Annotated in this window: 13 protein-coding genes and 2 pseudogenes; 12 read left to right on the forward strand and 3 right to left on the reverse strand. The window is 69.2% G+C overall.

The window, feature by feature from the left end:
• From ACFWVV_RS33250 to ACFWVV_RS33260, 3 genes and pseudogenes are all read left to right on the forward strand, one after another.
• Positions 1-197 (forward strand): annotated as a pseudogene (locus tag ACFWVV_RS33250) (TetR/AcrR family transcriptional regulator); the annotation flags it as partial.
• A gap of 188 nt (positions 198-385) precedes the next feature.
• Positions 386-1,153: a MerR family transcriptional regulator gene (locus ACFWVV_RS33255; RefSeq protein WP_384356835.1), complete on the forward strand. Its 768-nt coding sequence runs from the start codon at positions 386-388 to the stop codon at positions 1,151-1,153.
• A 211-nt stretch (positions 1,154-1,364) separates the two neighbouring features.
• Positions 1,365-1,655, forward strand: a complete 291-nt coding sequence (locus ACFWVV_RS33260; protein ID WP_384356832.1) for a hypothetical protein — start codon at positions 1,365-1,367, stop codon at positions 1,653-1,655.
• Between the two features lie 100 nt (positions 1,656-1,755).
• Here ACFWVV_RS33260 and ACFWVV_RS33265 read toward each other — a convergent pair whose 3' ends face one another.
• On the reverse strand, positions 1,756-2,352 hold the full coding sequence (locus ACFWVV_RS33265) for a TetR/AcrR family transcriptional regulator (RefSeq protein WP_384356829.1): 597 nt from the start codon (positions 2,350-2,352) through the stop codon (positions 1,756-1,758).
• 175 nt (positions 2,353-2,527) lie between these two features.
• Here ACFWVV_RS33265 and ACFWVV_RS33270 point away from each other — a divergent pair, with 175 nt between their 5' ends.
• Together ACFWVV_RS33270 and ACFWVV_RS33275 are read left to right on the forward strand one after the other, a co-directional pair.
• Entirely contained in the window at positions 2,528-3,490 is a 963-nt protein-coding gene (locus ACFWVV_RS33270) for an alpha/beta hydrolase family protein (protein WP_384356826.1), read from the forward strand.
• 406 nt (positions 3,491-3,896) lie between these two features.
• Positions 3,897-4,418, forward strand: a complete 522-nt coding sequence (locus tag ACFWVV_RS33275) for a hypothetical protein (protein ID WP_384356823.1) — start codon at positions 3,897-3,899, stop codon at positions 4,416-4,418.
• A 96-nt stretch (positions 4,419-4,514) separates the two neighbouring features.
• Here the strand turns inward: ACFWVV_RS33275 and ACFWVV_RS33280 are convergent, their stop codons facing one another.
• Positions 4,515-5,129, reverse strand: coding sequence for an SMI1/KNR4 family protein (locus ACFWVV_RS33280; protein WP_384356820.1), 615 nt, complete (start codon positions 5,127-5,129; stop codon positions 4,515-4,517).
• A 442-nt stretch (positions 5,130-5,571) separates the two neighbouring features.
• On the opposite strand from ACFWVV_RS33280, the gene ACFWVV_RS33285 reads away from it, so the two are divergent.
• The 7 genes and pseudogenes from ACFWVV_RS33285 to ACFWVV_RS33315 all read left to right on the forward strand — a co-directional run bounded on the left by ACFWVV_RS33285 (position 5,572) and on the right by ACFWVV_RS33315 (position 12,843).
• Positions 5,572-5,889 carry a hypothetical protein gene (locus tag ACFWVV_RS33285; RefSeq protein WP_384356817.1) on the forward strand — a complete coding sequence of 106 codons (318 nt, stop codon included), beginning with the start codon at positions 5,572-5,574 and terminating at the stop codon, positions 5,887-5,889.
• Between the two features lie 118 nt (positions 5,890-6,007).
• Positions 6,008-6,450: pseudogene (locus tag ACFWVV_RS33290) on the forward strand (transposase family protein); the annotation flags it as partial.
• A 286-nt stretch (positions 6,451-6,736) separates the two neighbouring features.
• Complete coding sequence (locus ACFWVV_RS33295) at positions 6,737-6,925, forward strand: hypothetical protein (protein ID WP_384356814.1); 189 nt, start codon at positions 6,737-6,739, stop codon at positions 6,923-6,925.
• A 725-nt stretch (positions 6,926-7,650) separates the two neighbouring features.
• Positions 7,651-9,981: an ATP-binding cassette domain-containing protein gene (locus tag ACFWVV_RS33300; protein WP_384356811.1), complete on the forward strand. Its 2,331-nt coding sequence runs from the start codon at positions 7,651-7,653 to the stop codon at positions 9,979-9,981.
• 584 nt (positions 9,982-10,565) lie between these two features.
• Positions 10,566-10,901, forward strand: a complete 336-nt coding sequence (locus ACFWVV_RS33305) for an ArsR/SmtB family transcription factor (RefSeq protein ID WP_384356808.1) — start codon at positions 10,566-10,568, stop codon at positions 10,899-10,901.
• The gene (locus ACFWVV_RS33310; RefSeq protein WP_384356805.1) at positions 10,901-11,689 is read left to right on the forward strand and encodes a cation transporter; all 789 of its coding nucleotides are present in this window, start codon (positions 10,901-10,903) and stop codon (positions 11,687-11,689) included. The genes ACFWVV_RS33305 and ACFWVV_RS33310 overlap by 1 nt, the downstream gene beginning before the upstream one ends.
• 419 nt (positions 11,690-12,108) lie before the next feature.
• Complete coding sequence (locus tag ACFWVV_RS33315) at positions 12,109-12,843, forward strand: dienelactone hydrolase family protein (RefSeq protein WP_384356802.1); 735 nt, start codon at positions 12,109-12,111, stop codon at positions 12,841-12,843.
• A gap of 142 nt (positions 12,844-12,985) precedes the next feature.
• Here the strand turns inward: ACFWVV_RS33315 and ACFWVV_RS33320 are convergent, their stop codons facing one another.
• Positions 12,986-13,348: a hypothetical protein gene (locus ACFWVV_RS33320; RefSeq protein ID WP_384356799.1), complete on the reverse strand. Its 363-nt coding sequence runs from the start codon at positions 13,346-13,348 to the stop codon at positions 12,986-12,988.
• Positions 13,349-13,474 lie beyond the last annotated feature (126 nt).

A 13,474-nucleotide genomic window follows, 5' to 3' on the forward strand; every position in this document is an offset into this window, starting at 1 on the left:
AGGAAGGCGCACTGCCCCCGGGAGACCACACCCGCCAGGTCAGGTTCCTTCTCACCGTCCTCAACGGCCTCTCCGTCGAACGCGCCCTGCCCACCCGCGAATCCGTCCTCGCCGCCGAGACCGAAACCCTCAACGCCGCCGTCGACCACATCCTCACCACCCGCCCCGTACCACCCGCCGGACCGCCCCGCCCGTGAACCGAACCAACCACCCCACAGCACCGGTTCACCCGGCGGGCAGGCGTGCGAGAGCACGGTGAGAAGGGCACTGACGCGTGGGAACCAGGGTGGTCGGCGGCGACCCGCGCGATGAGTACGTTGCCGCCAAGGAGTCCTTCACCGCGACCGCAGTGACACGGCACCAAACGACGAGGGAGACATCGACCATGGCATGGAGCACCCGGGAGATGGCGGAGTTGGCCGGTACCAGCCTCAGGGCCGTACGGCACTATCACGAGATCGGCTTACTCGAGGAGCCGGAGCGCCGCTCCAACGGATACAAGCAGTACGGCGTCAGCCATCTCGTCCGGCTCCTCCGGATAAAGCGCCTCACCACGCTGGGCTTTTCCCTCTCCCAGATCGCGGACATGCGTGACGGCCCGGATTCTGCACCGGACCCGCGTGATTTGCGGGCTCTCGACGCTGAGTTGGCCGCCACGATCGAACGGCTGGAACACGCCCGCGCCGAGGTTGGCGCCCTCATGCGCAGAACGGCCGCGAGCGATCTCCCTCTCCGCGTGGCGTTCGTGGACGAGAAGGCAGAGTTCCCTGACCCCGACCGCTCTTTCGTCACCGTCCTCGGTACGGTGCTCGGCCCCAGCGGCATGGGCGCCTACGCGGACTTGCTCGCTCAGCAGCCGCAGCCGGTCGCACGCGAACTCGACGAGCTTCCCGCCGATGCGGACGAGCAGGCGCGCCATAGTCTCGCTGAGCGTCTCGTGCCGTACGTCCAAGGTCTCCGGGTCAGGCACCCCGGGCTGAACGACCTCGCCTCGGACGCCCCGCGCGGCCGGCAGCACGCCGGTCGCACCATCGGCAAAGCCATTGCCGATCTCTACAATCCGGCTCAGATCGACGTCATGCGGCGTCTCCATGAGCTCCTGTCCGGTCCGGGCGGCCACGGTGACCGCCCTGACACCTCCACCGGCCCGTAACGGCCCTTCCGGGAGGCAGCCGGCGACCCGAATGAGCTGGGAACAGATGCCATGTCCGCTGTCGTCGATGCTGACCAGCCGGGCGCGGTTGCCGAACTTCTCGCGCGGCATCTTCCCGCCCCGGTGCGGGGTCGTCGTGCCCTCCAGGCGGCCCAGGCGTTCCGGCGGCCGCGTCCCTCGGTGCCCTGGGCACCGCCGCCGACCGGCCTACATGGCGACCGACGCGGCCGACGTGCTCGGCCGGATCGGGCCCGACGCCGCGTCCGCGCTGCCGCCTCGACCGGATGGGTCCGACCGCCTCGACCGGATGGGCCCGACGGCCGCACCCGCGCACCCGCGCACCCGCGCACCCGCGCACCCGCGCACCCGCGCACCCGCGCACCCGCGCACCCGCGCACCCGCGCACCCGCGCACCCGCGATGAACTGTCCCGGCCCCACGGCAGCTACTACGGAGCGCGTCCAGCGACCGCGAACTGCGGCGGCTGTGCCGGGCGGTCCTGAGCCGTTTGTCCTGACCGGGTCGGCCCGCCCGGCCGTACGTCCGGGCACCGTACGGACTGTCGGCGGGAAGGCTTGTCCGGCAGGGGCGACTGGGCCGCGATCAGGTCGGTCGAGGCTGCCGCAGTCCCTGCAGGAGCAGTTCGATCAAGCGGCGGGGGTCGTAGCGGGGGTCGTCGTCGCGCCCGATGCAGAGGTTGCCGATGCCGCGCATCAGTTCGTAGGGCTGGATGCCGGGCCTGATGTCGCCGGCCTCGACCGCGGCGTTCAGTAGTTGGGCGCTCACGGGCTCCAGGCGGTCGACAAAGTAGGTGTGCAGTGTGGCGAAGCGGTCGCTGTCGGACTGCAGGGCGTCGGCGAGTCCGTGTTTGGTGACCAGAAAGTCGACGAAGAGGTCGATCCACTGACGCAGTGCGTCGAACGGGGATTCCGCACTGGCCAGCAGGTTCGGGCCGGCCTCGGCGCATGCCTCGATCTGGTGGCGGTAGACGGCGGTGACGAGGTCCGCCCGGGTCGGGAAGTGGCGGTAGATCGTGGCCATCCCGACACCTGCCCGCGCGGCGATCTGGCGGATCGGCGCGTCGACTCCGGAGGTGGCGAACACCTCGGCGGCGGCGGTGAGCACGGTCTGCTGGTTGCGCAGCGCGTCGGTCCGCTTGCTTCGGGCCGCCGCCTTTCCCGTGGGGCTCTCGGTGGGCATCGCTCTTTTCCTTCCGGCACCGTTTGACAAAGCGGAGCACTGTTCCGGATAGTAAGTGGTGCGGTGCTCCACTTCAGGTTATCCGAAGCGGGGCCGCCCCTCACCTCCCTTGCCCCACCGCCTGCGCACCGGGCAGGCGGCCGGCAGGGGCCCGCAGAAAGGGAAACTGCGCATCATGAGCACATCCGAAGCCACCGCCGACACCTCGGGCTCGCCCGTCCCGGTCCTGTCCTACAGCCCGCTGGCGCTGTCCGTACCCGGACGTCCCGTGGACCTCGAGGTACGGGTCACCGCGCCCGTGACCGGCACGGACCTCCCGGTCATCCTTCTCTCCCATGGGCAGGGACCTTCGAACAACCTGTCCTCGCTGAACGGCTACGCGCCGCTCGTCAACTTCTGGGCGGCGCACGGGTTCGTGGTCATCCAACCCACCCACCTCACCTCCAGGACGCTGAGCCACCTGGTCGCTGACGCCCCCGGGGCGCCCTTCTTCTGGCGCTCGCGATCGCAGGACATGTCGCACGTCCTGGACCGGCTCGACGTGATCGAGAAGGCCGTGCCTCTGCTCGCCGGGCGGATCGCCCACACCAAAGTCGCCGTCGCCGGACACTCCTTCGGCGGTTTCACCTCCAGCCTCCTGCTCGGCGCCCGCGTCACCGACCCGGATACCGGGGAGGAAGTAAGCCTCATCGAGCCCCGGTTCAAGGCGGGTGTGCTGCTGGCCGCGCCCGGCAGGGGCGACGTCCTCAATGGACCCATGGGCGACATGCTGCCGGTCTTGGGGACCATCGACTTCTCCACGATGACCACGCCCGCGCTGGTCGTCGCCGGCGACGAGGACGACTCCCGGCACTTCACCGATATGGGTCCGGCCTGGCACGCCGACCCCTACACCCTCGCCCCGGGTCCCAAGTCCCTGCTCACCCTGTCCGGCGCGGGGCACGCGCTCGGCGGGATCCCCGGATACGACGCCGCCGAGACGACGGACGAGAGTCCCGAGCGGGTCGCTGCCGTCGCGCGCCTCACCGCTGCCTACCTCCGCACCGAGCTCTGCCCCGGCGACAACGCCTGGCAGACGGCACGCGACGCGCTGACCGGCTCCGGCCCCGGCTCGTTCGGACGAGTCGAAACCAAGTAGGCCGCCCGCCGGCACGTCCGGCACCGCACGGACGGTCCACGCCGTCGGGCGTGCCACCCGCGAGGTGACGAGTAGGGCAGATCGGCGGCAAAATCGGCTCCATGGAAGAGATAGACCCCCTCAGGACCCCCAACCGCAGTAACGACGAGGAAGAGTTGTGCCGTGTGTGTGGTGACGCCGGAGGCCCGTTTTTCGAAGACACCTGGCCGAGCTCGGCCATCCCTGAGATGTGGCGTTGACCCCCACCCGCGATATTCGGGTACCGGGTAGCGATGCTGCCGCACGTAGTGGTGCCTCGGCAGCCCGTACTCCAGTGAGAATTCCGGGAGCCCGGTCCGCGGGAAGTGGGCCCTGCCCGGTCCTCCCACGCTCACCCCGCCCTGCCCTGTCTCGTACGGTCTACTCCATGAACAGCGACGGTGTAGTGGTGGACGAGGCGGTCCGTGCGGCGTGGGACGCCTATCGCGTCCTGGAGAAGCGGACTCCTGCCAAGGAGCGCGAACAGGCGCAGCAGCGCGTGCAGGCCGCGATGGACTCTGTCGGGCAGGAGGAGGTCTCGCGGGGCACGGTGTTCCTGGTGGGGGTGCTGACCGGGTACCTGATTGCTGACCCGCCCGGCGACGGGGACAGGCTCGACCCGCTCAACGACCTGATCCCGGCGCTGATCCGTCGGCTGCCCTCCTTCCAGTTGGCCGATCCCGAGCAGGTACCGATGGCCACGGGGGTCCTCATGGCGGCGGCGATGGGCATGGACACCGTGGCCTGGCGCGACCGGTTCGGGAAGATCTCGCCGAAGGAGGCGATGGTGCACGGCTTCGTGCTGTGGCTGCTCGCTGATCTCTTCGACTCCCTGGCCGAGAAGCCGGGAACCATCGACGCGTTGATGCGCGAAACCTTCGCGGCCATGGGCACCGCTGAGCGGGACTGAACCGTGCTGCGCTTCAGCCGACGGCTTCGTCCTTGGTCCGCAGGAGGGCCTCTTCCTCTTCTGCGGCGATCTCCACCACGAGTTCGCTCGCGTCGCTCATGGCCCAGGGACGGCGTCGATCGGCACCCCGTACCTGCCGATTCTCCGCTCCTCCGGCGGTTCCGGATCATCGACGGAGCGCCACTGTCGAAAGTCGCTTCGCTCGGTGGGGCGGAGGTATCTGCCGACGGGCTCCCCGCTCTCCAGCGCCTCCGCAGTGTGGTGCAGGAGTGAGGTGATCGACTGCCACATCGGGTGGGAGGTGACGCTGACGGACTGGCCTTCCTTGTCGTGATCTCGTACGCGTGGATCAACCGGATCACCGGCTTCCAGATACAGCACACCTCCACCCCCGTCGCTCGCGAACGGCACGTAATGCGGGAAGTACGACGCCCACTGGCCCTGACCGTAAACGTCGACTTTCGACTCCCATTGAGTCAGGATCGCGGCCGTACCGAGGATGCTGTAGAAGGGCGCGAGGGTGAAGTCGCCACTGCCGTTGTGCCCGCGCAGGAGTTCACAGATCTCCGGGGGAAGCTGCAGACCCAAGCTCTCTTCAACCTGTGCCAGCTCCTCAGGTGCGGCCGGCGGGGCAAGCTCCTGGGCCATGTCGTGGTCCCGCGCCCAGTTCTCAATGCGCCACCAGGAATGACTTATGGAGTAGATCGTCACTGATGTCCATTCCTCACGTGCCCCCGCGGACCAGGTGGCACCACAGGGTACGAGCCCGGACCCACGTTGAGGGGCCCCCTGAACGGAACCGTTGCCGGTGCGGCCGACGGCTTCGGCGATTCATAACTCTGCCCGCGGAACCCGCGTGCATGATCGCGGCGTTCCGCGCTGGTGGATACACCTGGAGTCGAGCTGGTCCCCGCTCGGAAAGCAGCCGGCCTCGTAGTTCGAAGGCAGATCACCGCCGCAGTCAGCTATCGCAAACCCGCAGCTGAACACCTGGACTCCGTGTCCCGGCGCAAGGAAACGTGGACCAAGGCTTGGAAGCCCCAGCACTCACTCTGCACCGCAGTCATGACAGCAGTATTCCAGTGGTGCGCGAAGGCAGGGCTCAGGCTGCTGGGGTACGCGTCTGCTCCGCAGGTTGCGCCATACTCCACGAATGACTTCACCGATAGGCCCCGTGGTCCTTTTCGATGACGACTACTACATGTACGTCCTCCAGGACATAGCGTTCGCCGAGGCATGGTGGGAGATGCCCGACGAGTACGCCTGTGGGTTCGACGCGCTTGCCAGACCGTTGCGCATGACGGGCGAGCCGCACCGGGTCACCCTTGAGCTCCGCGGTGATGAACCGGCCGAGGCAGACCTGCGTCGTCTCGTCGCCGACCACTACCGGCGGTTCCTGCGGGGGCAGACGCCACCCCGAGCAACCGATCTCTCAGAGTTCATTGCGGGGCTGCCTGTCGAGGGCTCGTAACGCGAATCTGTTTCTTCTGGGGCATCGCTTGCCGAAGTAGATGCTGCCGACGCCAGGATGGGGCTGCCACCGGCCCAAGTGGAAGCGTGAGGACGGCGCACGCTGTTCGGGGGCGTCGTTGGTCGTCCATCCTGCCGCGCTCGACCTGCCGCATGCACTCGTGGAGTGGGTGTCCATGCTGATCCTCACCTGTGAAGGCGACCGACGCCGCAAGCTTCGTCCGTCCCGGCGCGCGCCATGGCGGCACTGGCGTACCTGCGCGAACACACCGCTCTGGCGAAGATCGCCGCCGGGTTCGGGAGGAGCGAGTCCACCGCCCATGCCTACACCAGCGCGGTCAGCCACCTGCTCGCCGAGCGCGCACCGGGTCTGCTGAAGACGCTGCGCGAGCACGATCCCGACCTCGCCCACCAGGGCGCCGGCCCGTGGCTGACCAATAGCACCGAACGCGGGCCCCTGCAGGAACTCACCCCTACCGAGAAGACGCACAGTCAAGCCCTGGCCGCAGCGCGAGCGCCCACCGAACGCGGGGCCGCGAGGTTGAAGTCCTGGCGAATCTTCCCTGCGGAGGGCATCGCTGCTGCGGCCCGGGTAAGCGGCCCGGCCCGGTTCGGACTCACCGGCGCACGTCCGGCCGAGGTACTCGACAGGCCAGGTCCCCCGCCACCGCAGGCCCCTGGGTGAGCCATGCCCCCTGACAGGCGATCGTGACCGATCAACGAAGAGCCTGACTGCTCGATCGGTCTCGTCGCCGCTGCCGATCCCGCTGCCTCGGAACCCGGGTACCGGAAGGCTTGACGCCGACCGCGTGCCGCCGTCCCATGGATACGACTGGAGGAGGTACAAGGTGGCCGACGAGGACAGCGACACCGAAGACCGGGGCGGCGATCGTCCGCGGAGCTCCGGGTCCTCGGGATTCGAGGACCGTTTCTGGCTGGTGGTACTCGCGCTGATAGTGGCGGTTCTCTTCCTGATCGGTCTCACGAGCGCGGACACTGGGCCGGCGAACCCGGGCGTGTACCCCGGTTGGCACTGAACGGACGAGGCAGTCGGCACGAGCGGCCCGCCACCTGAGGGAGGCGGCGCCTCCACCGGGTGAGGAGCTCTCCCTGACGGCCTCCTTTTTGCATGCCGCCGCCGAGTGCGGCCGACCCCTCGCGCGAAGCCGGCGGCCACGCAGAAGTCGTCATCGGCTTCGTACGGAGCGTACGGCCCGCACACCCGGCTTCCTGCTCCGAGCGGCCGCGCGCTTCAGGTCTGGTCGCGCCGGGAGCCCGTTTCGCAGTACGTCTTTGACCAGCGCACGCAGTTCGAGGGGGACGTGAAGCGAGTCAAGGAATTCATCGAGCCCCTCGGACTCCTACGCGGGTGTTCCCGCGCCGGGCGCGACATGGCATGCCGCGCACCTGGAACCCCGCTGGACCGCCGCCAGACCGGGCACCGCCGCGACGGGCGGGGGTCGGCGCGGCACCTGTCAGTCCCGGCGGGCCGTACGCCCCCATGGGCGGCTCAGCGCAGGACGGCCCGCCCGGGCGAGCGGACGAAATGCACGCGGAGGTGCGGTAGGGCGATTCCTGGCCTACATGCCCACTATCGTTGCCCTCCGGGGCAGTGGTACCTGCGTAACTCACCAGGCCGGATCGCAGGCGCCGTCGGCGCCGTCCCGACCGGCGGTCGGCACGCTGAGAGGAGCTACGTAACAGGAGCTGCGCAACAGGTACGTGAGTACGGGAGCGGCAGGTGCGGGAGAGGAGGATGTCCGTGCGTAAGGACAGGCAGCACATGGTGGTGACGGGGGCCCGTGCCAACAATCTGAAGGGGGTGAATCTTCGGATTCCTCTGGGTCTCCTGACCGTAGTTACCGGAGTCTCCGGTTCCGGAAAGTCGTCCGTCGTCTTCGGCACGATCGCGAGGGAGTCACAGCGGCAACTCAACGAAGTCTTCCCCGCGTTCATCCGCAACCGTCTCCCCCGTTACGAGCGGCCCGAGTTCGATCTGATCGAGAACCTGGCCCCTGCGATCGTCGTGGACCAGAAGCCGGTGGGCGGCGGCTCCCGCTCGACCGTCGGCACGATGACCGAGGTGAACCCGGTCCTGCGGGTGCTGTTCTCCCGGTACGGGGAGCCCAGCGCCGGGCCGTCCCACTTCTACTCCTTCAACGACCCGCAAGGCATGTGCCCGTACTGCGACGGCCTCGGCGAAACCCTCCAGCTCGACGTCGGCAAGCTGCTGGACCTCGACAAGTCCCTGAACGAGGGAGCGATCCGGCACGCCAACTTCGCGGTGGGCACCAACTACTGGAAGCGGTACGCGCAGATCAGCCGGTACGAGGAGGACCGTGCCCGGGAGAAGGGTACGGAGCCCGTGTTCGACCCGGACAAGCCGCTGTCGCAGTACACGACGAAAGAGATGGACCTCTTGCTGTACGGGGAGGGCTTCCGGACGATCCGCCCCGACGCCCTCGGCAACGTGGCCATCAACGACTACGAGGGGATCGTGCCCCGCGTCACCCGGCGGTTCGTGAAGCCGGGCCTGGAGGCGCTCAAGGACAAGGAGCGCAGGGCCACCGAACAGGTCGTCACCGAGCGGACCTGCCCCGAGTGCCGGGGCGCCCGGCTGGCGCGCGCAGCCCTGGAGTCGCGCATCGACGGCCACAACATCGCCGCCTACTGCGCGATGGAGATCGGTGACCTGATCACCACCCTGGAGGAGGTGGAGCACCGGTGGCCGGGTCCGGTCGTGCCCGCCGCGCTCGCCTCGCTGCGCCGCATCGCGTCCGTCGGCCTGGGCTACCTCACCCTGAACCGGCCCACCCGGACCCTGTCCGGCGGAGAGGGGCAGCGGCTGAAGGCGGTGCGCCACCTGGGGTCGGCGCTGACCGGGATGACGTACATCTTCGACGAGCCGAGTGTGGGGCTGCACGCCCATGACGTGGACCGGCTCAACCGGCTGCTGCTGGACCTGCGGGACAAGGGCAACACCGTTCTCATCGTCGAGCACCACCGTGAGGTCATCGCCATCGCGGACCACGTCGTCGACGTGGGTCCCGGCGCGGGCACCGAGGGCGGCGAGATCGTGTTCACCGGCTCCGTCGAGGAGTTGGCCGTCAGCAGGACGCTCACCGGCCGGCACTTCCGGATCCAGCCCCCGCTCAAGCAGGAACCGCGCACCTCCACCGGGAAGCTGCCGGTGCGCGGCGCCGACCTGCACAATCTGAAGGGCTTCGACATCGACTTCCCCACCGGGGTGCTGACCGTGGTCACGGGCGTCGCCGGATCAGGGAAGTCGACCCTGGTCAGGCATGTCCTGACCGCCCAGCATCCGCAGGCGATCGTGCTCGACCAGTCAGCGGTCGGCATGAACCCCCGGTCCACCCCGGCCACGTACACCGGTATCTGGGACACGGTCCGCAAGCTGTTCGCGAAGGAGCACGGGCTGGACGCGAGCATGTTCAGCTTCAATTCCAAGGGGGCCTGCCCGCAGTGCAAGGGGCGCGGCACCCTGACCACCGACCTGGCCTTCATGGACCCCGTCACCACCGTCTGCGAACTGTGCGGCGGGACCCGGTTCCGGCACGAGGTGCTGGAGCACCGGCTCAACGGCCGCAGCATCGCCGAGGTGCTGGACCTGACGGTGACCGAGGCCCGCGTCTTCTTCGACGACCCCGCCATCGTGCGCCGCCTGGACCCGCTGGCCGAGGTGGGCCTGGGCCATCTGACGCTGGGCCGTTCACTGTCGATGCTGTCCGGCGGTGAGCGGCAGCGCGTCAAACTCGCCGACCGCCTCCATGAACGCGGCAGCGTGTACGTGTTCGACGAACCGACCACCGGGCTGCACATGGCAGACGTCGGCAACCTGCTGTCCCTGCTGGACCGGCTGGTGGACTCGGGCAACACGGTCATCGCCGTCGAGCACGACCTGGACGTCGCCAAGCACGCCGACTGGATCGTGGACATCGGCCCCGGTGCGGGTGAACACGGTGGGCAGGTCGTCTTCACCGGCACGCCCGCCGACATGGCGGACGGTTCCCGCACCACGACCGCCCGGTACCTGCGGGCATCGCTTCCTGGCGCGGACACGGCCAGGGCGTAGCGATCGGGGCGGGGCCGGACACGGAGGGCTGCGTGCGTCACCCGGACACCCGGTCACCGAGGAGCGGTACCACCGGTGGCGGGCGTAGGTCTGTCGCCACTCCTCCGGCACAGCATCGGTCTGGAAGTACTTCCCTCACTCTGGCGGTGGCCGAGGTCCCGGCACATGGCCGGGGTCGTGGTGGTGACGGCTCTCCAATCGACGGCTGTCCAGTCGTACGAAGAAGCGGCGACAGCTGCGGAAAGCAGCGAGCTCGAAGGCGAGGGCGGTACTGGCGCGGGGGTAGCCCCGGGGTGTGACCGCGGTGGCGGCGGCGACCGGCCTTCCGCTGCGCCTCGCGCAGGTCCGTCGACGGCGCACTCCCGTATCCCCGCAGGACAAGGGCCCGGCGCAGGGTGAAGGCCCTCCGCATAGAGGCCTCCGGGGGTCCCGGGGCGAGAAGCCTGAGAACGTCGCCGGTACTTCAAGCCGTTTCCGGCGGCCATCGCGGAGCCGACCAGCCTTCGCGCCCCCGGAAATGGGCGGCACTGACCGGTTAACAGTACACAGATATCTGAATTCAGCATTTCGTGTACTGTCGTGATGTGCTGACTGTTGCTTCCGACATCGAGGTGCTGGCCCGGTTCGGCCGCGCGCTCGCCGATCCGATCCGCTGCCGCATCCTGCTCGCTCTAGGGGAGGCGCCCGCCTACCCCGCCGAACTCGCCGACGCCATCGGCGTCTCCCGCACCCGGCTGTCGAACCATCTGGCGTGTCTGCGCGACTGCGGTCTGGTCGTCACGACCCCGGACGGACGCCGCACCCGCTACGAGCTCGCCGACGAACGCCTGGGGCGTGCACTGCACGACCTGCGTGGTGCGATGGTCGCCGTCGAGGCGGACAGGACCTGCCCGGACGCCGCGGAAGAGGGATGCTGCTGATGACCACGCTATCCCTGGGCCCTTCCCCGGCCCGCCGTGACGCTCTCGCCCGCCGCATACGCCTACTGGTCGCCGCGACCATCGCCTACAACGTCGTCGAAGCGGTCGTCGCGCTCACCGCCGGCACCCTCGCCTCCTCGACCGCGTTGACCGGCTTCGGCCTCGACTCGGTCGTCGAGGTCTCCTCCGCCGCCGCGGTCGCCTGGCAGTTCTCCGCCCGCGACCACTCCCTGCGCGAGGCACGGGAGAAGACCACCCTGCGGATCATCGCCGTCTCCTTCTTCGCCCTGGCCGCCTACGTCGCCTTCGACGCGGTCCGCACCCTGACCGGCACGGGCCAAGCCGAGGTTTCCGTCCCCGGCATCGTCATTGCCGCCCTGTCGCTGGCAGTCATGCCGTTCCTGTCTGCCGCGCAGCGCCGCGCGGGACGGGAGCTCGGCTCGGCCAGTGCGGTCGCCGATTCCAAGCAGACCCTGCTGTGCACCTATCTCTCCGCCGTGCTCCTGGCGGGTCTCGTCCTCAACGCCGTCCTCGGCTGGTCGTGGGCCGACCCGGTCGCCGCGCTCGTCATCGCCGCCATCGCGGTGAAGGAAGGGCGCAACGCCTGGCACGGCAAGGGCTGTTGCGCCCCCGCCGTCCCGGCATCGTCCTCCGTCCCCGTATCGCCCCCCGTCCCCGTATCGCCCCCCGTCCCCGTATCGCCCCCCGTTCCCGCAGCTGAGGCCGATGCGTGCGGCTGCCACCCCGGATGCGTCTGCTGCACCCCGGGCGCGGGGAGCGGGCGGTGAACGCCTGGGCGGGGGCGGCGCTCGCCCTCCGTCCCACCTGATCGGAACGGTCTTCGGGACGACCAGCGCCCGTCCGAGCTCGTGGTGACGCTCGACGACAGTCCTGCTCCCGAGGACGAGGCGGTGCTCGCCGATCCGGTCGGTTTCGCGCTCCTTATCGACCTGCCGGATCCGGAACGTAGTGCCTGCCCAGGCAGTCTCCGCCACGCGGCCGCGGTCCTACCGGTGGGCTATGCTCTGTGGCCATGACTACCGGGACGGCATCGCGCCACACACGGATTGGCTACCCGGCACTCCTCTGAGCGCCGTACGGGCCTGTGCGGGCCCGCTGTTCGATCGAGAATCTTGCGCTGCCGCGCGGGCTCCGCCTCCGTCGTGTTGATCACAAGCTCTACACATCAACCACGACAGGAGACTTCATGCCTCTCAAGACGCTGCAGATTCCCACCAGGGACGGCCATGCCGACGCCTTCGCTGCCCTGCCCGACCACGGCGGGCAGCACCCGGGTGTACTGATGTACGCAGACGGCTTCGGCATCCGGCCCGTACTGAGGGATATGGCCCGCGAACTGGCCGGGCACGGGTACTACGTGCTTGTCCCCCACCTCTTCTACCGACACGGCCCCGCACCGGTGATCGACCTTCCCGAGCACATCGGTGAAGAGGTCCGGCCCGCGATCATGGCCCAGTTGATGCCGTTGATCGAGGCGCACACCACCGAACGCGTCCTGAGTGACGCCGACGCCTACCTCAGATTCCTGACCACCCGGCCCGAGGTCGCCGCCGGACCGGTCGCGGTGACCGGCTACTGCATAGGCGGGCTCCTGGCGACGCGTACCGCAGCGGCTCACCCCGGCCAGGTGGCGGCTGTCGCCTCGTTCCACGGACCCGTGGGCGCGGACGGGCCTGCCGCCCTCGCCGGCATCACCGCCCAGGCCCACTTCGGCCACGCCGAAAGCGACTTGACCCCCGAGGCCTTGGACGAACTCAACCGGGCACTGGACGCCGCGAAGGTCGACTACACCTCCGAAATCTATCCCGGCACCGTCCACGGGTTCACCATGTCCGACACCGACGCCTTCCACCCGGCCGGGTTGCAGCGCCACTGGGACCGCCTGCTCCCCCTTCTCGACCGCGCACTGGCCAGCAGTTGAGGCGTTGGAGCGGAAACCGGACCTGAAGGAGCACCGGCCTCGCTGAAGCCCTGGTTCCGGAGTCGCCTCGGCCGCACCCCAGCCCGAGGCGCATCTCGATCTCCGCCTCGGCCGCCCTCGGCCGCCCTCGCCGCCCAGCAGGTCACCCGGTACTTCGATGCGATGGGTCAATGGTGTGGCTGTCGTCATCGTCCGGGACCGCTGTGTCACCCTCCGCGTGGTGGAGCGGCAGCGTCGGCAGCAGCGATGCCGGTAGCAGGGGCAGGGCGAGGGCGGCGAGTCCGGCGAGGACCGTCAGGGTGAGTCCCGTCGCCGGAGCCGGCATTCCCTGGGCATGTCCCGTAGTTGGGGTCCCGGCGGACGCGGGCTTCAGCCTCATCATGCCGACGGCTACGGTGATTCCGAGGGACGGACCGACGTTCATGGCGGTCTGTTCGAGTCCACCGATCACTCCGGCGTATCCGGGCGGCGCCTCACCCACGACGGTTGCGGTGGCGGTGACCATGACAGTGGCAAACCCCGCGCCGAGGGCGGCACATGCCACGCCGATGGACGTCCACGGGCCCGCCGAACCGAGCTGGGCCAGGACCCTGTCCGGCAGCCCGTCCCGTACCTCCCGTACCGCGCTCCT

The sequence above is a fragment of the Streptomyces sp. NPDC058663 genome, assembly GCF_042716745.1.
In the GTDB taxonomy this organism is placed as follows: domain Bacteria; phylum Actinomycetota; class Actinomycetes; order Streptomycetales; family Streptomycetaceae; genus Streptomyces.

What these genes read in the sequence shown, in the direction of transcription:
- ACFWVV_RS33255 (WP_384356835.1), top strand. Translation starts at nt 386, where the DNA reads ATGGCATGGAGCACCCGGGAGATGGCGGAGTTGGCCGGTACCAGCCTC.
- ACFWVV_RS33260 (WP_384356832.1), top strand. Translation starts at nt 1,365, where the DNA reads ATGGCGACCGACGCGGCCGACGTGCTCGGCCGGATCGGGCCCGACGCC.
- ACFWVV_RS33265 (WP_384356829.1), bottom strand. Translation starts at nt 2,352, where the DNA reads ATGCCCACCGAGAGCCCCACGGGAAAGGCGGCGGCCCGAAGCAAGCGG.
- ACFWVV_RS33270 (WP_384356826.1), top strand. Translation starts at nt 2,528, where the DNA reads ATGAGCACATCCGAAGCCACCGCCGACACCTCGGGCTCGCCCGTCCCG.
- ACFWVV_RS33275 (WP_384356823.1), top strand. Translation starts at nt 3,897, where the DNA reads ATGAACAGCGACGGTGTAGTGGTGGACGAGGCGGTCCGTGCGGCGTGG.
- ACFWVV_RS33285 (WP_384356817.1), top strand. Translation starts at nt 5,572, where the DNA reads ATGACTTCACCGATAGGCCCCGTGGTCCTTTTCGATGACGACTACTAC.
- ACFWVV_RS33310 (WP_384356805.1), top strand. Translation starts at nt 10,901, where the DNA reads ATGACCACGCTATCCCTGGGCCCTTCCCCGGCCCGCCGTGACGCTCTC.
- ACFWVV_RS33315 (WP_384356802.1), top strand. Translation starts at nt 12,109, where the DNA reads ATGCCTCTCAAGACGCTGCAGATTCCCACCAGGGACGGCCATGCCGAC.
- ACFWVV_RS33320 (WP_384356799.1), bottom strand. Translation starts at nt 13,348, where the DNA reads ATGGTCACCGCCACCGCAACCGTCGTGGGTGAGGCGCCGCCCGGATAC.